This is a genomic window from Nocardia sp. NBC_01499 (genome assembly GCF_045040275.1).
Classification (GTDB): Bacteria; Actinomycetota; Actinomycetes; order Mycobacteriales; family Mycobacteriaceae; genus Nocardia.
In genome coordinates this window covers 9,077,370-9,094,874 of sequence record NZ_CP109426.1, presented here as the reverse complement: position 1 = coordinate 9,094,874, position 17,505 = coordinate 9,077,370, and the positions used below count along the sequence as shown (strand labels likewise).

Annotated in this window: 18 protein-coding genes; 8 read left to right on the top strand and 10 right to left on the bottom strand. The window is 67.7% G+C overall.

Annotated elements, in window-relative coordinates; translation table 11 throughout:
* Nucleotides 1-9 precede the first annotated feature (9 nt).
* Nucleotides 10-783, top strand: a complete 774-nt coding sequence (locus OG203_RS41460) for a DUF4239 domain-containing protein (RefSeq protein ID WP_405162652.1) — start codon at nucleotides 10-12, stop codon at nucleotides 781-783.
* A gap of 47 nt (nucleotides 784-830) precedes the next feature.
* Nucleotides 831-1,685 (top strand): hypothetical protein, encoded by an 855-nt coding sequence (locus OG203_RS41455; protein WP_405162651.1) that lies wholly within the window; start codon nucleotides 831-833, stop codon nucleotides 1,683-1,685.
* On the opposite strand, the gene OG203_RS41450 is transcribed toward OG203_RS41455, so the two are convergent.
* On the bottom strand, nucleotides 1,682-2,563 hold the full coding sequence (locus OG203_RS41450) for a LysR family transcriptional regulator (RefSeq protein ID WP_405162650.1): 882 nt from the start codon (nucleotides 2,561-2,563) through the stop codon (nucleotides 1,682-1,684). The two genes, OG203_RS41455 and OG203_RS41450, sit on opposite strands and share 4 nt — an antisense overlap.
* Before the next feature lie 130 nt (nucleotides 2,564-2,693).
* On the opposite strand from OG203_RS41450, the gene OG203_RS41445 reads away from it, so the two are divergent.
* The 5 genes from OG203_RS41445 to OG203_RS41425 are packed head-to-tail and all read left to right on the top strand — an operon-like array spanning nucleotide 2,694 to nucleotide 9,671.
* On the top strand, nucleotides 2,694-4,412 hold the full coding sequence (locus OG203_RS41445) for an acetolactate synthase catalytic subunit (RefSeq protein ID WP_405162649.1): 1,719 nt from the start codon (nucleotides 2,694-2,696) through the stop codon (nucleotides 4,410-4,412).
* Nucleotides 4,413-4,449: 37 nt separating this feature from the next.
* The gene (gene hemA / locus OG203_RS41440) at nucleotides 4,450-5,712 is read left to right on the top strand and encodes a 5-aminolevulinate synthase (protein ID WP_405162648.1); all 1,263 of its coding nucleotides are present in this window, start codon (nucleotides 4,450-4,452) and stop codon (nucleotides 5,710-5,712) included.
* Complete coding sequence (locus OG203_RS41435; RefSeq protein ID WP_405162647.1) at nucleotides 5,709-6,944, top strand: MFS transporter; 1,236 nt, start codon at nucleotides 5,709-5,711, stop codon at nucleotides 6,942-6,944. Before hemA ends, OG203_RS41435 begins: the two co-directional genes overlap by 4 nt.
* Entirely contained in the window at nucleotides 6,941-8,230 is a 1,290-nt protein-coding gene (locus OG203_RS41430) for an aspartate aminotransferase family protein (RefSeq protein ID WP_405162646.1), read from the top strand. Before OG203_RS41435 ends, OG203_RS41430 begins: the two co-directional genes overlap by 4 nt.
* Nucleotides 8,223-9,671, top strand: coding sequence for an NAD-dependent succinate-semialdehyde dehydrogenase (locus tag OG203_RS41425; RefSeq protein WP_405162645.1), 1,449 nt, complete (start codon nucleotides 8,223-8,225; stop codon nucleotides 9,669-9,671). Before OG203_RS41430 ends, OG203_RS41425 begins: the two co-directional genes overlap by 8 nt.
* Here OG203_RS41425 and OG203_RS41420 read toward each other — a convergent pair.
* Entirely contained in the window at nucleotides 9,668-10,024 is a 357-nt protein-coding gene (locus OG203_RS41420; RefSeq protein ID WP_405162644.1) for a winged helix-turn-helix transcriptional regulator, read from the bottom strand. The genes OG203_RS41425 and OG203_RS41420 overlap by 4 nt on opposite strands.
* Nucleotides 10,025-10,115: 91 nt before the next feature.
* Here OG203_RS41420 and OG203_RS41415 point away from each other — a divergent pair, with 91 nt between their 5' ends.
* Nucleotides 10,116-10,955, top strand: coding sequence for an SDR family oxidoreductase (locus tag OG203_RS41415; RefSeq protein WP_405162643.1), 840 nt, complete (start codon nucleotides 10,116-10,118; stop codon nucleotides 10,953-10,955).
* An 18-nt stretch (nucleotides 10,956-10,973) separates the two neighbouring features.
* Here the strand turns inward: OG203_RS41415 and pcaC are convergent, their stop codons facing one another.
* From pcaC to OG203_RS41375, 8 genes are read right to left on the bottom strand one after another with little or no spacing between them, the layout of a single operon-like run.
* Nucleotides 10,974-11,351 carry a 4-carboxymuconolactone decarboxylase gene (gene pcaC / locus OG203_RS41410; protein ID WP_405162642.1) on the bottom strand — a complete coding sequence of 126 codons (378 nt, stop codon included), beginning with the start codon at nucleotides 11,349-11,351 and terminating at the stop codon, nucleotides 10,974-10,976.
* A complete protein-coding gene (gene pcaD, locus OG203_RS41405) occupies nucleotides 11,348-12,124 on the bottom strand; it encodes a 3-oxoadipate enol-lactonase (protein WP_405162641.1) in 777 nt (258 codons plus the stop codon). Before pcaD ends, pcaC begins: the two co-directional genes overlap by 4 nt.
* A 19-nt stretch (nucleotides 12,125-12,143) precedes the next feature.
* Nucleotides 12,144-13,496, bottom strand: a complete 1,353-nt coding sequence (gene pcaB, locus OG203_RS41400) for a 3-carboxy-cis,cis-muconate cycloisomerase (RefSeq protein WP_405162640.1) — start codon at nucleotides 13,494-13,496, stop codon at nucleotides 12,144-12,146.
* Nucleotides 13,489-14,028 carry a protocatechuate 3,4-dioxygenase subunit alpha gene (gene pcaG / locus OG203_RS41395; protein ID WP_405162639.1) on the bottom strand — a complete coding sequence of 180 codons (540 nt, stop codon included), beginning with the start codon at nucleotides 14,026-14,028 and terminating at the stop codon, nucleotides 13,489-13,491. Before pcaG ends, pcaB begins: the two co-directional genes overlap by 8 nt.
* Nucleotides 14,021-14,755 carry a protocatechuate 3,4-dioxygenase subunit beta gene (gene pcaH, locus OG203_RS41390; protein ID WP_405162638.1) on the bottom strand — a complete coding sequence of 245 codons (735 nt, stop codon included), beginning with the start codon at nucleotides 14,753-14,755 and terminating at the stop codon, nucleotides 14,021-14,023. Before pcaH ends, pcaG begins: the two co-directional genes overlap by 8 nt.
* A complete protein-coding gene (locus tag OG203_RS41385) occupies nucleotides 14,752-15,933 on the bottom strand; it encodes a thiolase family protein (protein ID WP_405162637.1) in 1,182 nt (393 codons plus the stop codon). Before OG203_RS41385 ends, pcaH begins: the two co-directional genes overlap by 4 nt.
* Nucleotides 15,930-16,673: a CoA-transferase subunit beta gene (locus OG203_RS41380; RefSeq protein ID WP_405162636.1), complete on the bottom strand. Its 744-nt coding sequence runs from the start codon at nucleotides 16,671-16,673 to the stop codon at nucleotides 15,930-15,932. Before OG203_RS41380 ends, OG203_RS41385 begins: the two co-directional genes overlap by 4 nt.
* Complete coding sequence (locus OG203_RS41375; RefSeq protein WP_405162635.1) at nucleotides 16,670-17,494, bottom strand: CoA transferase subunit A; 825 nt, start codon at nucleotides 17,492-17,494, stop codon at nucleotides 16,670-16,672. The genes OG203_RS41380 and OG203_RS41375 overlap by 4 nt, the downstream gene beginning before the upstream one ends.
* Nucleotides 17,495-17,505 lie beyond the last annotated feature (11 nt).

Sequence of the window (17,505 nt, the reverse complement as noted above, 5' to 3'; positions counted from 1 at the left end):
CCGCGCGCCATGGATAGTGAGCTCATTCTGCAATTGCTCGTTCCCGTCGCCCTCGGGATCGTGGCGGTGATCATTTTCGTGGTCGGGGATCGGCTGCGGCCCGATTCGTGGCGCCAGAGCGAGGACGAGGCGCCGGGCACCCTGGTGATCGACCTGATCAACACACTCTTCATGGCCGTTGCCGCGTTCGTCGTTGTGATCTGCTGGCAGCAGTACGACAACGCGCACAATCACACCATCGCCGAGTCCAAGGCGCTCATCGACGTCTACTGGGCCGCGCACTCGATGCCGGAGCCCGAACATCAGCAGGTGCAAAAGCTGGTGCACGATTACACCGAGCAGGTGGTCACCGTGGAGTGGCCGGAGATGGACAACGAGGGCAGGCTGAGCCAGTCCACCCAGGACACCCTCGACAACCTGCGCGACACGGTCATGGCGATCCAGTCGCCGGACTCCAACGTCACCGACCTGCGAGCCAGCGCGGTGGCCGCCCTCGAAGCGGTAGCGCAGGCGCGCGCCGATCGCGCGATGGACGCCGATCTCGGCATGCCCGGATTCCTTTACACCGCTTTGTGGTTCACCACGGTGCTGCTGTTGTTCACCGCGGTGCTCTCCGGTGTCTCGGTCAACAAACGCAGCCTGCTGATGACCGCGCTGCTCGGCATCGTGGTCGGCGCGGCGATCGTCGCGATCTACGGCCTCGATCGGCCGTTCTCTGGCGGGAACATCGTGCCGAAGGACGCCTTCGATCTGGCCCTGTCCCGTTACCAGCACATCACCTAGCTGAATCTCGTTGCCTGAACACCACTTACGGATGGGGATGTGCGCACATGGCACACACCAGAAGACTCGTCGTCGCGGCCGCGCTGCCGATCGCGGCGGCATTGCTCACCGGTCAGTCCGCTGTCGCGGCCGCTGACCTGTTACCGCCGGACTTGCCGACGATCGGCGAAATCGCCAGTGGCAGTGCGGGTCCCGCTGCCATCGATACCGGAAGCGCGTTCGCCGGGAATGAGTTGGGCCTCGGCCCGAGCAGTACACCGGCCGGGCACCTCGGTACCGGCAGTGCGGGCCAGACCCTCGGCCTCGGTGCCCGCACCCGCATAGGCACCGGGGAGACCAGCCGCCCTGCACCTGCCCCGGCCGCTGAGCCCGCAGCTCCGCAACTCTTCCCCGAGGGCTCCGTCGAGCTGCCCGATCCCCACTCCGACGGCGCCCGAACGGCATGCACCGGCAGCGTCGCCGTCGGTGGCGCGCTGATTCTGCTCGGCATCGTGACCGGCAGTTCGCACGGCATCCTCGGTTCCAGCGGGTCCGCACTCGGCAGCGCCGCCGTCGGAAGTGCGGCCGTTGGCAGCGGCCTGGCCTGCCTGCTGTGGCCGCGCGATGTCGTGCCGCCATTCCCGGGTGCGCCACTCCTGCTCGCTCCCCCAGCCCCGGCTTTGCCGGTGTTCGCCACTCCCCCGGTCGAGGCCCCACCTCCGATACCCGAGCAGCCGACACCGGTGAAGCCGAACCCGCCACTGGCCCAAATATTGCCCCCACCAAAGCATTTGGCCGAGGCCATCCCGAAGCCCGACCCGGTTGCCTGGAACATCATGCAGCTGTTGACGATCATGGTGGTCGCGATCCTCACCACGGTGCGCGGCGTAACCATCGTCCGGCGCAGCAGGCACGCCGGTTAACTACAGCGCCGCCACCATTCGAGGAAGTGCGCGAGGGCGGGCGCATCCGAGCCGCGCATCCAGGCGATCTGGATGGCGATTTGCGGCGGGTTCGTGCCGAACGGGATAACGACGATGTTCTCGTGCGCGATGCGGGTCGCGCGTTTTCGGTCGAGCACGCTGATTCCGGTGCCGCTCGACACCAGGTCGAGGACCTGTTCAGCGTCGGATTCCTCGGCGACCAGGTTCGGGGCGCCGTCGCCCCAGACATGACTGACCAGTTCGTCGTAAAAGTCCGGTCCGGTCTGCCGTGACCAGAGCACGATCGGCTCGTCGACAATGTCGGAGATTTCCACGCTGGCCTTTTCGGCAAGCGGGTGTCCCTTGGAAACCACTACGGCGGCTTCCTGCAGCCCGATCAGGTGCGTTTCCACCCGAGGATGGGCGATATTGCCACGCACGAACGCGACATCGACCTCACCCGATTCGAGCAGGTCGAGATTCCACGAGGTCCATCCGGTGATCGTCGACACATCAATGTCCGGAAATTCCTTACGGAACGACCTGATGCGCTGCGAGATATCGCTGTCGGAGCCCGACCGAGTGAAGGCGACCTTCAGCTCCCCGGCCGTACCCGACGCCCGTGCGCGGACGGTGCGTTCCAGGTCCGCGGCGGCCGACAGCAGTTGCTGGGAACCTGCCTGCAGCGCGAGACCGGCCGGTGTCAGGACGAAGCCGCGCCCGGTGCGCGCGAGCAGCTCGACACCGAGCTCCTTCTCCAACGCCTTGACCTGCTGAGACAGCGCGGGTTGGGTGATATGCAGCGCCTCGGCCGCGCGACCGAAGTGTCGGTGCTCGGCTACCGCTAGGAAGTAACGAACGCGACGTAGGTCGTCCACGCGGCCAGCCTAGCCAGATAAGAGTTCCTTATCAATGGCAAGTAAATACGTATTGGACCTGCGGTTCTCCGCGGGCCGAGACTGTAGCTACCGATCAAGTCAACGTCCGCTACCGCGAGAAGGTGTTCCGATGCCGACAGTCGCCGCCGCCATAGCCGAGAATCTTCGAGCAAGGCAGATATCCGAATTCTTCGGCCAGAGCCTGCCGTCGCTGCTTGTTTTGGCCGCCGAGGATCTCGGCATCAGGCAGATCGTTTACCGCACCGAAAACGCGGGCGGCACAATGGCCGACGGTTTCGCCAGGGTTTCCGGGCATTGTTCGGTTGTCGTCGCGCAGAACGGTCCGGCGGCAACGCTGCTCGTGCCGCCGCTGACCGAGGCCGCGAAGGTGTCGATTCCGGTGGTCGCATTCATTCAGGACGTGCCGAGTCCGATTCGCAACAAAAACGCGTTTCAGGAGATCGATCACCAGAGTCTTTTCTCCGGCTGCACCAAATGGTTCGATCGCCTCGACGATCCCGATCGCGTGCACGACTATATCGACGCGGCATTCCGGGCGGCGACCAGCGGACGGCCCGGCCCGGCGGTGCTGATGCTGCCGAAGGATGTCCTCGAACTGGACGCACCGCAGACACCCGAGCACCTCGGCCCCACCGTCTTCCCGCTGGATCGGATCCGGCCGCCGGAAGCCAACATCCGTGCCGCGGCGGAACTGCTCGCCGGTGCCAAGCGGCCGCTGGTCGTGGCGGGTGGCGGCGCGGTCTCCGCCGACGCGGGCGCCGCCTTGGCACGGCTCAGCGACCTGGCCTCGTTGCCGGTCGCGACCACACCGATGGGCAAGGGCGTTGTCCTCGACACCGCGGACCTGAGCGTCGGCGTCATCGGCAATTACATGGGGCCGCACGGGGTTTCGCACGGCATGCGGGAGTGGATCGGCGGGGTGGACACGGTTCTGCTCGCGGGTTCCCGCACCAATGAGAACGGCACCGACGGCTGGAGCCTGTTCCCGCGCGAGGCCACCTTCATCCACCTCGACATCGACCCGACCGAGATCGGCCGCAACTACCCGTCGCTACGACTGGTCGGCGACGTCCGGACCGGCATCGACGACCTCGCCGCCGCACTGCGCGAACTCGACCTCAGCAAACGCAGCGCGGACCGGCCTGCGGTCACCGCGCAAATCGCCCGGTCCCGCGCCGAATTCGAGACGACAACGGCCGCCGTGCGAACCTCGACGCGGCAGCCGCTGCGCCCGGAGCGGGTGGCCGACGAGATCAGCACCCTGCTGCCCGATGACGCGATCGTCGTCGCGGACGCGAGCTACTCCTCGATCTGGGTGGCCAACTATATCCGCGCCACCACGCACCGCCAGCGCTTCATCCTGCCGCGCGGCATGGCCGGGCTCGGCTGGGGACTGCCCCTCGCCCTCGGTGCGAAAGCGGCGCGACCGTCCGCGCCGGTCATCTGCCTAGTCGGCGACGGCGGCTTCGCGCACTGCTGGGCCGAGATCGAAACGGCCGTCCGGGAAAACCTGGATGTCGTTGTGCTCGTGCTGAACAACGCGATCCTCGGCTACCAGAAGCACGCCGAAATCGTCCAGTTCGGCAGGCCGACCTCGGCCGTCGAACTCGGCCACGTCGATCACGCGCAGATCGCGACCGCGTGCGGCGCGCACGGTGACACCATCCACACCGATGTGGAACTGCGCGAAGCACTGTCGAAGGCGATCGTCGACTCCGCCACCACCGTCTTGGACGTCATCACCGACTCCGACGCCTACCCACCGATCACCGGGTGGGACACCAACCGCTCGCTCACCGACCATCTCGCCGACCAGAAGCTCAACTGACCAGACAGATAGACACTTCGAGAAAACGGAGATTCCCATGGCATTCGACTACACCGCCTTTTTCGAGAGAAGAATCGACGACATCCGAGCGTCGGGGCAGTACCGAACCTTCGTCGAAATCGAGCGCCTGGCAGGCAGATTCCCGCACGCGGTACACCACCACCGGGACGGGCTGCGCGAGATCACGGTGTGGTGCAGCAACGATCACCTCGGCATGGGCCAGTTCCCCGCCGTGGTCGAGGCCATGCACCGGTCGGTGAACCGCTCGGGTGTCGCGGCAGGCGGATCGCGCAATATCTCCGGCAACAACCACACCCACATCCTGCTCGAACGTGAAGTGGCACAGCTACATCGGAAGGAAGCCGGCCTGACGTTCATCACCGGCTACGCGGTGAACGACGCCGTGCTCGGCGTGCTCGGCAAAGAGCTGCCCGGCGCCATCTTCTTCTCCGATGAACAGAACCACGCGTCGATGATCCTCGGCATGCGGGCTTCGCGCGCCGAGCGACAGATCTTCCGGCACAACGATCCGGCCCATCTCGACGAGCTGCTCTCGGCCACCGATCCCGATCGCCCGAAAATCGTTGCCTTCGAATCGATCTACTCGATGGACGGCGATGTCGCGCCGATGCCCGAATTGTGTGCCGTGGCAAAGAAACACGGCGCACTGGTCTACGTCGACGAGGCGCACTCCGTCGGCATGTACGGCCCGGAGGGGTCAGGCATGGCGGCGCACATGGGATGCGCGGATCAGGTCGACCTGCTGATGGGCACCTTCGCCAAGGGTTACGGCACCCTCGGCGGCTATCTGACCGGGCCGGCGCCGATTCTCGACGCCGTACGCAGCTTCGCGCCCGCGTTCATCTTCACCCTCGCGATGCCGCCCGCCCTCGCGGCCGCCGCGCTGGCCAGCGTGCGGCATCTGCGCGAATCGGACAACGAGCGAATCCTGTTGCACCACCGGGCCCGACTACTCCAAGACCTGCTCACCGATGCCGAAATCCCTTTGGTATCAACCGAAAGCCATATCGTTCCCGTTCTCGTAGGTGACCCGCACAAATGCAAACAACTGGCCGATATCCTGCTCGAGGAATACCGCCAATACGCCCAGCCGATCAATTTCCCGTCCGTCGCGCGCGGCACCGAACGACTCCGGATCAACCCGTCGCCGGTGCACAGTCCCTCGGCCGTGCATCGGTTCGCCGAGATCATCGACACCGTCTGGTCGCAGCTGAAGCTGCCTCGTCGTCCGGTACTCCCGATCGCCACGCACGAGGCGCTGGAGAAGGTTTCGGTATGAGTGTCGAGACGCGGCCGAAGCCACCCCGGAACCTGCGTCCGGCGGCGGAGGCTGAGCCCCCAACGCCGTGGGCTCAGCACATACTTCTCTACGCCGCGTTCTTCCTGATGGGCGCCGAAATGTACTTGGTGGCACCGATGCTGCCCGGTATCGCCCAGTCGTTGCACGCTTCGGTGGCCGCCTCGGCCACCATCGTCACCGCCTACGTTCTGGTCTACGCCGTCGCAGGACCGCCCTTCGGCATCCTCGCCGACCGCTACCCGCGGCGATGGTCGATCCTGTTGGGTTCGCTCGTCTTCATGCTCGGAAATCTGGCCTGCGCGGCGGCGAGTTCACTGCCGATGTTGATCGCGGGCCGCGGCATCACCGGACTCGGCGCGGCCATCGCGGCACCCGCGATCTGGGCCTATCTCGCCGAGCGCACGCCGCAGCACAAGCGCGGACGGGTGATCTCGCTCGGCGCGAGTGTGTATTCGCTCGGGCAGGTGCTCGGTGTGCCGCTCGGCGCGGGTCTCGCCTCGTTGACCAGTTGGCGGTGGCCGTTCCTGGCCGTCGGCGTGCTGATGATCGCGACATCGGCGGTGCTGTACCTGCGCCTGGATCACATCCCGGCGACCGGAACCGCACGCGGCTTCAAGGCACTGCTCGCACCGTGGGCGCAGCCGCGAATCAGCCTGGGGCTCATCGCGACTCTGTTCCTACAGGCGGGCCGCCTCGGCGCCTACACCTTTGTCGGTGTGATCTTCGCGCAGCGATTCGGCTTCAGCCTCAACACACTTGGTCTCGTCGGCCTGCTCGTCGGCGCCGGATCGCTGATCGGCTCGCTGAGCACCGGGACAATTCTCGATCACCTGCACCGGCGCAACGTGAGCGGTGTGTGGGTCTCGGTCATCGCGGCGGTGGCGTTCGCGCCCTGTGCCGCAGTGGCTTTGAGCACGCACACCATGATCCTGGCTCTGGTGGCGCTGACGCTGTGGTGTGTTTTCGGCGGCGCGTTCTACTCCAGCCAGCAGGCCTACCTGTCGTCGGCCGATCCGACCCAGCGCGCGTCCGTGGTCGCCTGGAACAACTCGATGATGAACGCGGGCATCGCGATCGGCACCACCCTGCTCGGCACGCTCACCGTCGGCGGCGCCGCCTTCGCGGGCCTGACCGGCTTCCTCGGCATCGCGGCGGCCCTGGTCGCGGCCGCGCTGCTCGTGCTCATTCGAAAGGATCGTCAGCCAGCATGATTCCCGCTCCGGCCACCGCGCCAAGCCGAACCGCCCTGCCTGTCGCCGCATGGGCCAAGGGCCCCTACATCTACGACGCCGACGGAAACGACTATCTCGACGGGTCGTCCGGTGTCCTCAATGTCAATGTCGGACATGCGCATCCGAAGGTCTTGCAGGCCATCGAGGCCCAGCTCGGACAGCTGACCTTCGTGCATCGCACGCAGTTCCGCAACGATCCGGCGCTGCGGCTCACCGAGCGACTGCTTGCCATCGCGCCCGCCAAGACCGCCGCGGTCGAGTACAGCAATTCCGGTTCCGAGGCGAACGAATGCGCGCTGCGGCTGGCTTTCGCCTACCAGCACCGCCGTGGCAAAGCACAACGCACCGTCATTCTGTCCGAGGAGCCCAGCTACCACGGGATGACCGCGGGGGCACTGTCCATCACCGGCAGTCCCAATAAGCGCGATCCGTCGGTGGAGCCACTGTTGGGTGCGGGCGTGCATCGAGTTCTGGTGCGCCCCAGGCCCGGTCGGCGGCGCGCCACCCACGAGGAGTGGGGTCAGGCGCTGCTCGGAGTCGGGCCGTCCAAGGTCGCCGCGATCGTCATCGAACCGCTCGGCGGCGCCTCGTCCGGTGCCGCACCGATCGACATCGACACGATGCACTGGCTGCGCAGGGAGACGAGGAACAATGGGATCGTCCTCATCGCCGACGAGGTCATGTCCGGCTTCGGGCGCACCGGAAGGTGGTGGGCCTGTGACCATTCGAGCATCGCCCCCGACATCCTGACGTCGGGAAAGGGCGTCACTGGCGGTTACACCAGCCTCGCCGTCACCATGATCTCCGAAAAGGTGACCGCGGCGATCGCGGAGCCGCTAGGGCCGATCGCACTGGGGCACACCATGTCCGCGAATCCGCTCGCCTGCGCCGCCGCCAACGCGGTGCTGAGCGTCATCGAGGACGAAGCTCTGCTGAGCAACGCGGCCAAGACCGGCACGCTGCTCACCGAGGCACTGCAAGCCCTGTGCGACCGCTATCCGACGCTGCTGTCGGATCAGTCGGGAATCGGCTTGATGCGAGCGCTACACATCGATGCCGGACAACCGGCGGACACGAACAAGCGAATCATCGCCGCCGCCAAGGAAAGCGGGCTCGTGCTGTGCACGGCGGGCATCGGAACGACGACCAACTCGGTACTCGTTGCTCCGCCACTGAACAGCACACCGGAGCTCATCGACGAGCTCGCCAACCGCCTCGACAAGGCACTTGCCGCGGTCGCCGGGATTCGAGCCGACAATGCGTGAGGCGGCCGAACTACTCGCCTCGCTGCCAACGGACCTGTGGATCGGCGGCGAACAGGTATCGGCGAGAAGCACTTTCGCCGTGGACAATCCCGCGACCGGTGAGATCCTCATCGAGGTCGCCAACGCGTCGGCCGCCGACGGTGCCCGCGCGCTCGACGCAGCCGCGGCGGCGCAAGGCGCATGGGCCGCGACACCATCCCGCGAGCGCGCCGAAATCCTGCGCCGTGCTTGGGAACTGGTGATCGCCCGACGCGACGACTTCGCGTTGCTGATGACCTTGGAAATGGGCAAGCCGCTGGCGGAGAGTCACGGCGAGGTCACCTATGGCGCGGAGTTCCTGCGCTGGTTCGCCGAGGAGGCGGTCCGCGTGCACGGCCGCTACACGCACTCGCCGTCGGGCAGCGGCCGCATCCTCGTCACCAAGCAGCCCGTCGGCCCGACGCTGGCCATCACACCGTGGAACTTTCCGCTCGCCATGGGCACTCGCAAGATCGCCCCCGCCCTCGCGGCAGGCTGCACGATGGTGGTCAAGCCCGCCGCCGAGACACCGCTGACCATGCTGCTGCTCGGCCAGGTCTTCGCCGACGCCGGATTGCCGCCCGGCGTGCTGTCGATCCTGCCGACCGCTGCCGCAGCACCGCTCACCGACCCGATGTTCACCGACAACCGGCTGCGCAAAGTCACCTTCACCGGATCGACCGCCGTCGGCAAAACCCTTCTCGCGCAATCGGCTACGCGCGTGCTGCGGGTCTCGATGGAACTCGGCGGCAACGCGCCGTTCGTCGTGTTCGCCGACGCCGACATCGATGCCGCGGTCGACGGCGCCATGGCCGCCAAAATGCGCAACACCGGCGAGGCCTGTACCGCGGCGAATCGCTTCCACGTCGACAACGCTGTGCGCGCGGAGTTCACCGCGAAGCTGACCGACCGCATGCGCGCACTGAAGATCGGGCCTGGCCACCTGGACGGAGTGCAGGTCGGACCGCTGATCAGCGAGAAGCAACGCGGCACGGTCACCGAGTTGGTGCGCGATGCGAGGGAGAAGGGCGCGCGCGTCACCACCGGCGGCGCGAGCATCGCGGGCGAAGGCTTTTTCTACGAGCCGACCGTCTTGGCGGAAGTACCCGCCGACGCACGCATTCTGCGCGAGGAGGTATTCGGCCCGGTGGCCGCGATCACCAGCTTCGACGGCGAGACGGAGGGGATCATCGCCGCCAACAACACCGAATTCGGCCTCGCCGCATACCTTTACACCACCGACCTCGACCGCGCCCTGCGCGTCGCCGAGGCACTCGAATCCGGCATGGTCGGCATCAATCGGGGCGTCATCTCCGATGTCGCCGCCCCGTTCGGCGGCGTCAAGGAATCCGGCCTTGGCCGCGAAGCAGGCACCGAGGGCATCGAGGAGTACCTCGAGACCAAATACCTCGCCCTGTCCTAGGGACGGTCGCGGCCGATCCGTTCGAACAGCTCATCGAGCGATTCGCTGATGTCCTGCCCGAACGGGGTCAGGCCGTAGGTGACCTGAGGTGGCGTCGTCGGCTCGACCTCGCGCCAGACCAGGCCGTCCTGCACCAGCCCGCGCAAGGTCTGGGCGAGCATCTTCTCGCTGATGCCACGGATGCTCTCGCGCAGCTCGTAGAACCGAAGGGCGTTGCTGCGCAGGGAGATCAGCACCCAGACGCCCCACCTGCTGGTGATGTGGTCGAGCACATCACGGGCCGGGCAGTCGGTGTGAAACACCTCATACCGTTGCTCCGCCGCACCCTGTGCTTGCTGCACGCCTCCTGCCATGTCATGAGCTTACCCAAAGGTACGTCCTTACGAATGGTGAGCCCGGCTCCTAGCGTCATGCCGGCAGTGAACATGAGACAAGGAGCTGAACATGATCGTAGTGACCGGGGCTACCGGAAATGTGGGCCTGCCGTTGACGCGGGCGCTGGTCGAGGCGGGCGAGCAGGTGACGGCGGTGTCGCGGCGCGCGACGGCGGTGCCGGACGGTGTCCGGCACGTAGCCGCCGACCTGACCGAGCCGACGAACCTCGAGCCAGTGCTGGCCGGGGCGAAGGCGCTGTTCCTCCTGCTTAACGGCGACCTGCACGCCCCAGGCGCCAAGCCGTCCGACATCATCGACCTGGCGGCCGCCAGTGGAGTCCGCCGAGTCGTGCTGCTGTCCTCGCAGGGCGTGGCGACCAGGCCGCTCGGGCCGACGCGGATCGCGGTGCGCGCGGTGGAGGACGCGGCGCGGGAGTCCGGCATGGACTGGGCCATTCTGCGGCCGGGTGGCTTCGCCTCCAACGCTTTCGGCTGGGCGGAGTCCGTCCGTACGCAACGGGTTGTCGCCGCGCCCTTCGGTGACGTCGGGGTGCCGGTCATCGATCCGGCCGATATCGGCGAGGTCGCGGCGGCCTGCCTGCTCGATGACCGGCACACCGGCGGCGTGTACGTGCTGACCGGGCCGGCGGTGATCACGCCGCGCCAGCAGGCGGAGGCCATCGCCACCGCGGTCGGCTCGCCGGTGCGATTCCAGGACCTCACCCGCGCCGAGGCCAAGGCCGAGATGACCCGGTTCGTGCCAGCGGAACTCGCCGACGACACCCTGGATATCATCAGCGCCCCGAACCCGGCCGAGCTACAGATCAGCCCGGACGTGGAGAAGGTCCTCGGCCGCGCGCCGCGCCCCTTCGCGGACTGGGTCGCCCGCAACATCGACGCATTCCGTTGAGCTGCAACTGAACTCGCGCTACGAGTCGCCGAGTTCGTCGAGTACCCGCTGCCCGATGGCGAACGCGGCGTTCGCGGCGGGAACTCCCGCGTAAGCGCCGGTGTGCAGCAGCACCTCGGCGATCTCGGCGCTGGTGACGCCGTTGCCGATCGCGGCACGCACGTGCATCGCGATCTCCTCGTGCCGACCGAGGGCGGTGAGCACCGCGAGGGTTATGCAGCTGCGGGTGCGGCGGTCCAGGCCGGGGCGGGTCCAGATCGAACCCCACACCGCCTCGGTGATGTAATCCTGGAAAGGCCGGGTGAATTCGGTGGTCTTCGCTTCGGCGCGGTCGACGTGCGCGTCGCCGAGGACCTCGCGGCGGATCTGTGCACCCTGCTCTGCGCGGTCGGTCACGAATGCTCCTTCAGGTGTCGCAGGATCAGGTCGTTGACGGTGTCCGGCAGTTCGGCATTGGCGAGATGTGCTGCCGGACGGATGATTTCGAGACGCGCCAGCGGCACCGCGTCGACTATCCGCTGTCCGTGCTGCGGCGGGGTCGCTTGGTCGTTCGCGCCCGCGATGACCAGTGTGGGTGCGCTGATCCGGCTCAGGCACGCGGCGATGTCCATCGTCTCGATCGCCGCGCAGCATGCCGCGTAGCCCTCGGCGGGCGTGGCGGCGACCATGTCCGTGTAACCGCGGGTGCGCTCGGGGTTGGCGGCGCGCCACTGCGGGGTGAACCAGCGTTGCACGACCGCCGCCGCGACCGCCCCGGTGCCTTCGGCTCGAACGAGGGCGGCGCGGTCGGCCCAACCACTGGGCGGGCCGAGTTCGGCCGAGGTGCAGCACAGCGTCAGGGTGCGCAGCCGACGTGGCGCGTACTGGCCGAGCCACATGCCGACCATGCCGCCGAGGGACAGCCCGACGACATCGGCCCGGCCGATGCGCAACCGGTCGAGCAGTGCGAGCACGTCGGCACCGAGATCCGCCAGCGCATACGGGCCGGGCGGCACCGGCGAGCGCCCGTGGCCGCGATGGTCATAGCGCACCACCCGGTAGCCCGCCGCGACCAACGCGGCGACCTGCGGCTCCCACATCCGCACATCGCTACCCAGTGAGCCACTCAGCAGCACAGCTGGACCCTTCGACGGTCCGTCGACGGCATAGTCGACCGCTACGGGGGTCACGACGCCACCTCACCGGCACTCATAGTCGCGACTGCCAATCGTTCAGCGCGCGGCGAATGAACTCGTCCGTGGATCCTAGATAGCCGGCCGGCTCGAGCAGTTCACCGATTCGCTTGCGGTTCAGGAACTTTCCGACAACGGCGTCGGCGGCTAACACGTCGGCGAGATCGTCCGGCCCGGCCGCGCGGCAGCAGACCGCGACGAGGTCGCTTGCTTCCTGCCTGCCAACGGCTCCGTGCGAGACCGACGTCAACTCGATGGCGACGTGCTCGGCAAGCAGCTGGCCACCGGTGCTGTCCAGATTGACGCGCATGCGCTGCGGGTCGACCTGGAGTCGTTCCAGGCACACGCGAAGCCAGTGCACCGAAGACCCTGTGCTGCGCAGCAATTCGACCAACGGCCGCCACTCGGCATGCCATGATCCGGCGGCGCGCTGATGTTCGTGCGCCCCCGCGCTCAGCAGCGTCGCGACCAGTCCGGGAGCCTGGGCTGCCGACCCGGCGGCGAGGACCGCGGCGACGGGATTTCGCTTGTGCGGCATCGTCGATGAGCCGCCACTACCCGGTGGCCCCTGCTCGGACACCTCGCCGATCTCGGTCTGCGCGAGCAGTGTGATATCGCGGGCGATCTTCGCGACCGCACCGCACGTCTGCCCCAAAGTCCCGGCGATCTCGGCGATCCGGCTGCGCTCGGTATGCCATGGCAGCACCGGCTCGACGAGCCCGAGGCGGCGCGCCAGCTCGCTCAGCACCGGAATGCCGTTGCCGCGCAACGACGACAACGTGCCGACGGCACCGCCGAACTGCACCGCGAGGCGTTCACGGCGAATCAGATCGATGCGGTCCAGCGCCGCGACGATGCCGCCGAGCCACCCGGCCGCGGTGCGCCCGAACGTTACCGGCGGCGCCTGCTGGAGCAGGCTGCGTCCGGCCATGACGGTGCCCGCATGCTCCTCGGCCAACTGCGCGAGCCGCGTCGCGCAAGTGCGCAGATCGGCATGTAGAGCGGCCAAGGCCCGCGCGGTCACCACCATCGCGGCGGTGTCGATAACGTCCTGACTGGTCGCCCCCAGATGCACATAGGCGGCCGCCTCGGGCGCGACCCGCTCTGTCAGTGCACGCACCAGCGGACCCGCCGGATTGCCGATCCGCACCGCGTCCGCGCCGAGCGCGCCGATGTCATAATCCTCAGCGCGACAGCAGCTTTCGATGGCTACCGCCGCCTCGTCCGGAATCGCTCCGGCCGCCGCAGCGGCCGAGGCGAGCGCACCCTCGAAATCGAGCATCGCCTGCACCCAGGCTCGATCGCCGACCAGCTCGGCGACGGGCCCCGCCGCGAGTACGCCGTCGAACAGCCCGTGCCCGTCAGACATCGAAGAACACCGTCTCGCCCGCGCCCTGGAGGTGCACGTCGAAAACGTATCCGTCACCGTCGCGCACGGCGATCAACGTGTCGCGACGCTCCAGCGGCACCGTCGCCAGCACCGGGTCGACGAGATGGTGGTCGGCGTGTTCCGGAAAGTAGACCCGGGTGACCACCCGACGCAGCAGCCCACGAGAGAACACCGACATGTCGAGGTGCGGAGCCTGCTCTCCCCCGGCACCGTCGCACACCGGACCAGGGACGACGGTGTACACCGCGAACTGCCCGGCACGGGTGTCACTTCGCGCGAAACCTCTTCTGCCGCTGCGGGTCTCGCTACATTCCGGTCCAGCGAGATCGGCCTGCCACGTCTCGACCATCGCGTCATCGATGGCGGTGCCCGCGCCGTCGAACACCCGCCCGGTGATCCACACCGCACCCGGCGTCCCCGACGGCACCGCGAACGGTCCGTCATCCTCGATCAGCCCGATGTGCAGAAACGGGCCGACGGTCTGCGAGGGGGTGCTGCGCAAACTAGTCATCGTGGTCCTCGTTCTCGAACGGTGTCGCGGCATGACCGCGCAGGACGATGTCGAACTCGAAGGCCAGCGCCCGCTCCGGCTCGGTGCGCTCGTAATCGAAACGGCTGACCAGTAATTCGCGCGCGTGCTCGGGCACCGCGTTGTAGAGCGGGTCCTGGAAGAACAGCGGGTCGTCCGGGAAGTACATCTGCGTCACCAGCCGCTGGGCGAACGCCTGCCCGAACAGCGAGAAGTGAATGTGCGCTGGCCGCCACGCGTTGTGGTGGTTGCGCCACGGGTAGGCGCCGGGCTTGATGGTGGTGAACTCGTAGCGCCCCTGATCGTCGGTGTAGGTGCGCCCGGCACCGTCGAAGTTGGGATCCAACGGGGAATCCCAGCGATCGCGGTCGTGCCGATAGCGGCCGCCCGCATTGGCCTGCCAGATCTCGACCAGCGATTTCGGGATCGGCTTGCCGTCGCCGTCGAGCAGCCGTCCGTGCACGATGATGCGCTGACCGATCGGCTCGGCGCAATGCTGGGCGGTCAGGTCATTGTCGTTGGGGCCGACCAGATCTGAACCGAACACCGGACCGGTGAGCTCGGTCAGCCGCTGCGGCAACACGATCAGCGATTCGCGCGGATGGCGGAGCACCGTGGAGGCGTAGCCCGAAAAGTCCAGCGGCGGATGGGTTCCGGCCGGATCACGGCGGTAGCGGTGCAAATGTGCGGTGCACGGTTGAGCTTTCATGATGTTGCCTCCAGGACGACGGCGAGGCCTTGACCGACGCCGATGCACAGTGCGGCAAGTCCCCATCGACTACCGCGGCGCCGCATTTCGCGGGCGAGCTGGTTGACGATCCGCCCGCCGGACGCGCCGAGCGGATGACCGAGCGCGAGTGCGCCGCCATTGCCATTGACGATCTCCGGGTCCAGCTCAGGCCACCCGGCCAGGCAGGCGAGCGATTGCGCGGCGAACGCCTCGTTCAGCTCGACCACCCCGATATCGGCCCAGCCGATTCCGGCTCGCCGCAAGGCAATTCGGGCCGCCTCCACCGGACCGATGCCGAACTCGTCGGGGTCGACCCCGGCCGCACCGCGCCCCGCGATCCGGGCGAGCGGTGCGCGGCCGATCCGATCGGCCAGGGACTCGTCACCGAGTAGCAGCGCGCACGCGCCATCGCTCAGCGGCGAGGCATTGCCCGCAGTGACGGTCCCGGTCGGGCGGAAGGAGGGCCGCAGTCGCATCAGTTTCGCCACCGTGGTGTCCGGGCGCATCGGTTCGTCCCGGGTGAGGTCGGTGTCCGGGACGGCAACGACGTGATCGTCGTAGAACCCGTTGACCCAAGCCTTCGCGGCGAATTGGTGACTGCGCGTGGCGAACTCGTCCTGCGCCGAGCGATCGATGCCGAAGCGGTCGGCGAGCAGCTCGGTGCTCTCGCCCAGCGTCACCGTCCACTGCCCCGGCATCGCCGGGTTGACCATCCGCCAACCGAGCGTGGTCGAGTGCATGGTGGCATCACCGGCGGGAAATCCCTTGGGCGGCTTGGCCATCACCCACGGCGCGCGGCTCATCGACTCGACCCCGCCCGCCACAACGGTCGAGGCGTCGCCGGTCTCGATCGACCGCGAAGCATGCAGTACCGCGTCCAGACTCGAGCCACACAGCCGGTTCACGGTGGTGCCGGGCACCGACGTCGGCCAGCCCGCGAGCAGCGCGGCCATCCGCGCGACATTGCGGTTGTCCTCGCCCGCCTGGTTGGCGGCGCCGAACAGCACGTCATCGACCGTCGCCGGATCAAGCCCGGTGCGTTCGGTCAGTACGCGCAGAACATGCGCGCCGAGATCGTCGGGGCGGACACCCGCGAGCGCTCCGCCGTAGCGGCCGAAGGGCGTTCGCACACCGTCGTAGAGAAATGCGCCACTCATGACGCCGCCTGCAACGTATGCAGAGCCGCGAGCTCGCTGGCGGTCGGCGGCTCGGTGACCGCCAAGTCGGCGGCAACCTTCAGCTCCCAGCCGGTCGCCGCGCGCACCTGCTCGACGGTCACCCCCGGATGCACGGCGGTCAGCACCAATTCACCGTTCTCGTCGGGCCGCATGATGCCGAGATCCGTGATCACCTGAGTCGGTCCGGCCCCGCGCAACCCGAGCCGCGCGCGCTCCCCGCCGCCACGCCCATGCCCGAACGAGGTGACGAAATCGACTCGCTCGACAAAGGATTGGCGCGATTGGCGGACAACGACGAACACCTCACCGCAGGACGCGGCGATCTCCGGCGCCCCACCGGCCCCGGGTAGCCGCACCTTCGGATGGTGATAGTCGCCGATGACCGTCGTGTTGATATTGCCGAACCGGTCCAACTGCGCGGCGCCGAGGAACCCGATATCGATGCGTCCCGGCTGCAGCCAGTAGTTGAACACCTCCGGCACGCTGATCACGGCGTCGGCGGTTTCCGCGAGGATGCCGTCGCCGATCGAGGCGGGCAGCCTGCCCGGCTTGGACCCGAGCGTGCCGGATTCGTAGATGAGCACCAGGTCCGGCGCGTGCGTGGTGCGCGCCAGATTCGCGGCGGTGGACGGCAGGCCGATGCCGACGAAGCAGCGCTTGCCGCCGCGTAACGCCCGCGCGGCCGCGACAGTCATCGTCTCGTCGGAGGTCGAGTTCATGCCAGGCTCCCTTCGATGTCGGCGAACACGTGCTCCTGGAGCCAGTCGTCGAATCGTCCTCGATCCCGGCTGATCGCGTCCCAGGCCGCGTAATAGGCGTTGTCCCGTTCGGAATACCCGTGGGCGTACGAAGGATTCGCGCCGCCGGGGACCTCGGCGACCGCGGTCACCGCCCACGCGGGCAACACGATCGCGCCGGGCACCGGTGTGAGTTCGTCGACGATCTCCTCGACGGTGACCAGGCTGCGGCGCGCCGCGAGCACGGCCTCCTTCTGCACGCCGAGCAGACCCCACAGCTGCACATTCCCGGCCCGGTCCGCCCGCTGGGCGTGGATCACCGTGACGTCCGGGTTGATCGCGGGCACCGCGGTCAACCGCTCACCGGTGAACGGGCAGGTGATCGGCTTGATGGTCTCGGTCACCGTCGGCAGATCCGTGCCGACGTAACCCCGCAGCACCCCGAACGGCAGGCCGGACGCGCCGGCGACGTACCGGTTGGCCATGCCGGCGTGGCTGTGCTCTTCGATCGCCAGCGCGCGCGGCCAGCCATGCTCGACCGCGTCCCGAAACCGGTGCAGCGACCCGACACCGGGGTTGCCACCCCAGGAGAACACCAGCTTGGCCGCGCACCCGGCACCGATCAGCTGGTCGTACACGATGTCCGGGGTCATCCGAACCAAAGTCAATTCGCGTCTGCGCTGCCGGATGATCTCCTGTCCGGCCGCGACCGGAATCAGGTGCGTGAATCCCTCTAGCGCGACAATGTCGCCGTCGTGGACGAGCGCTGCCACCGCGTCCGCCAAGGACGATATCCTGGCCACGATCACTCCTT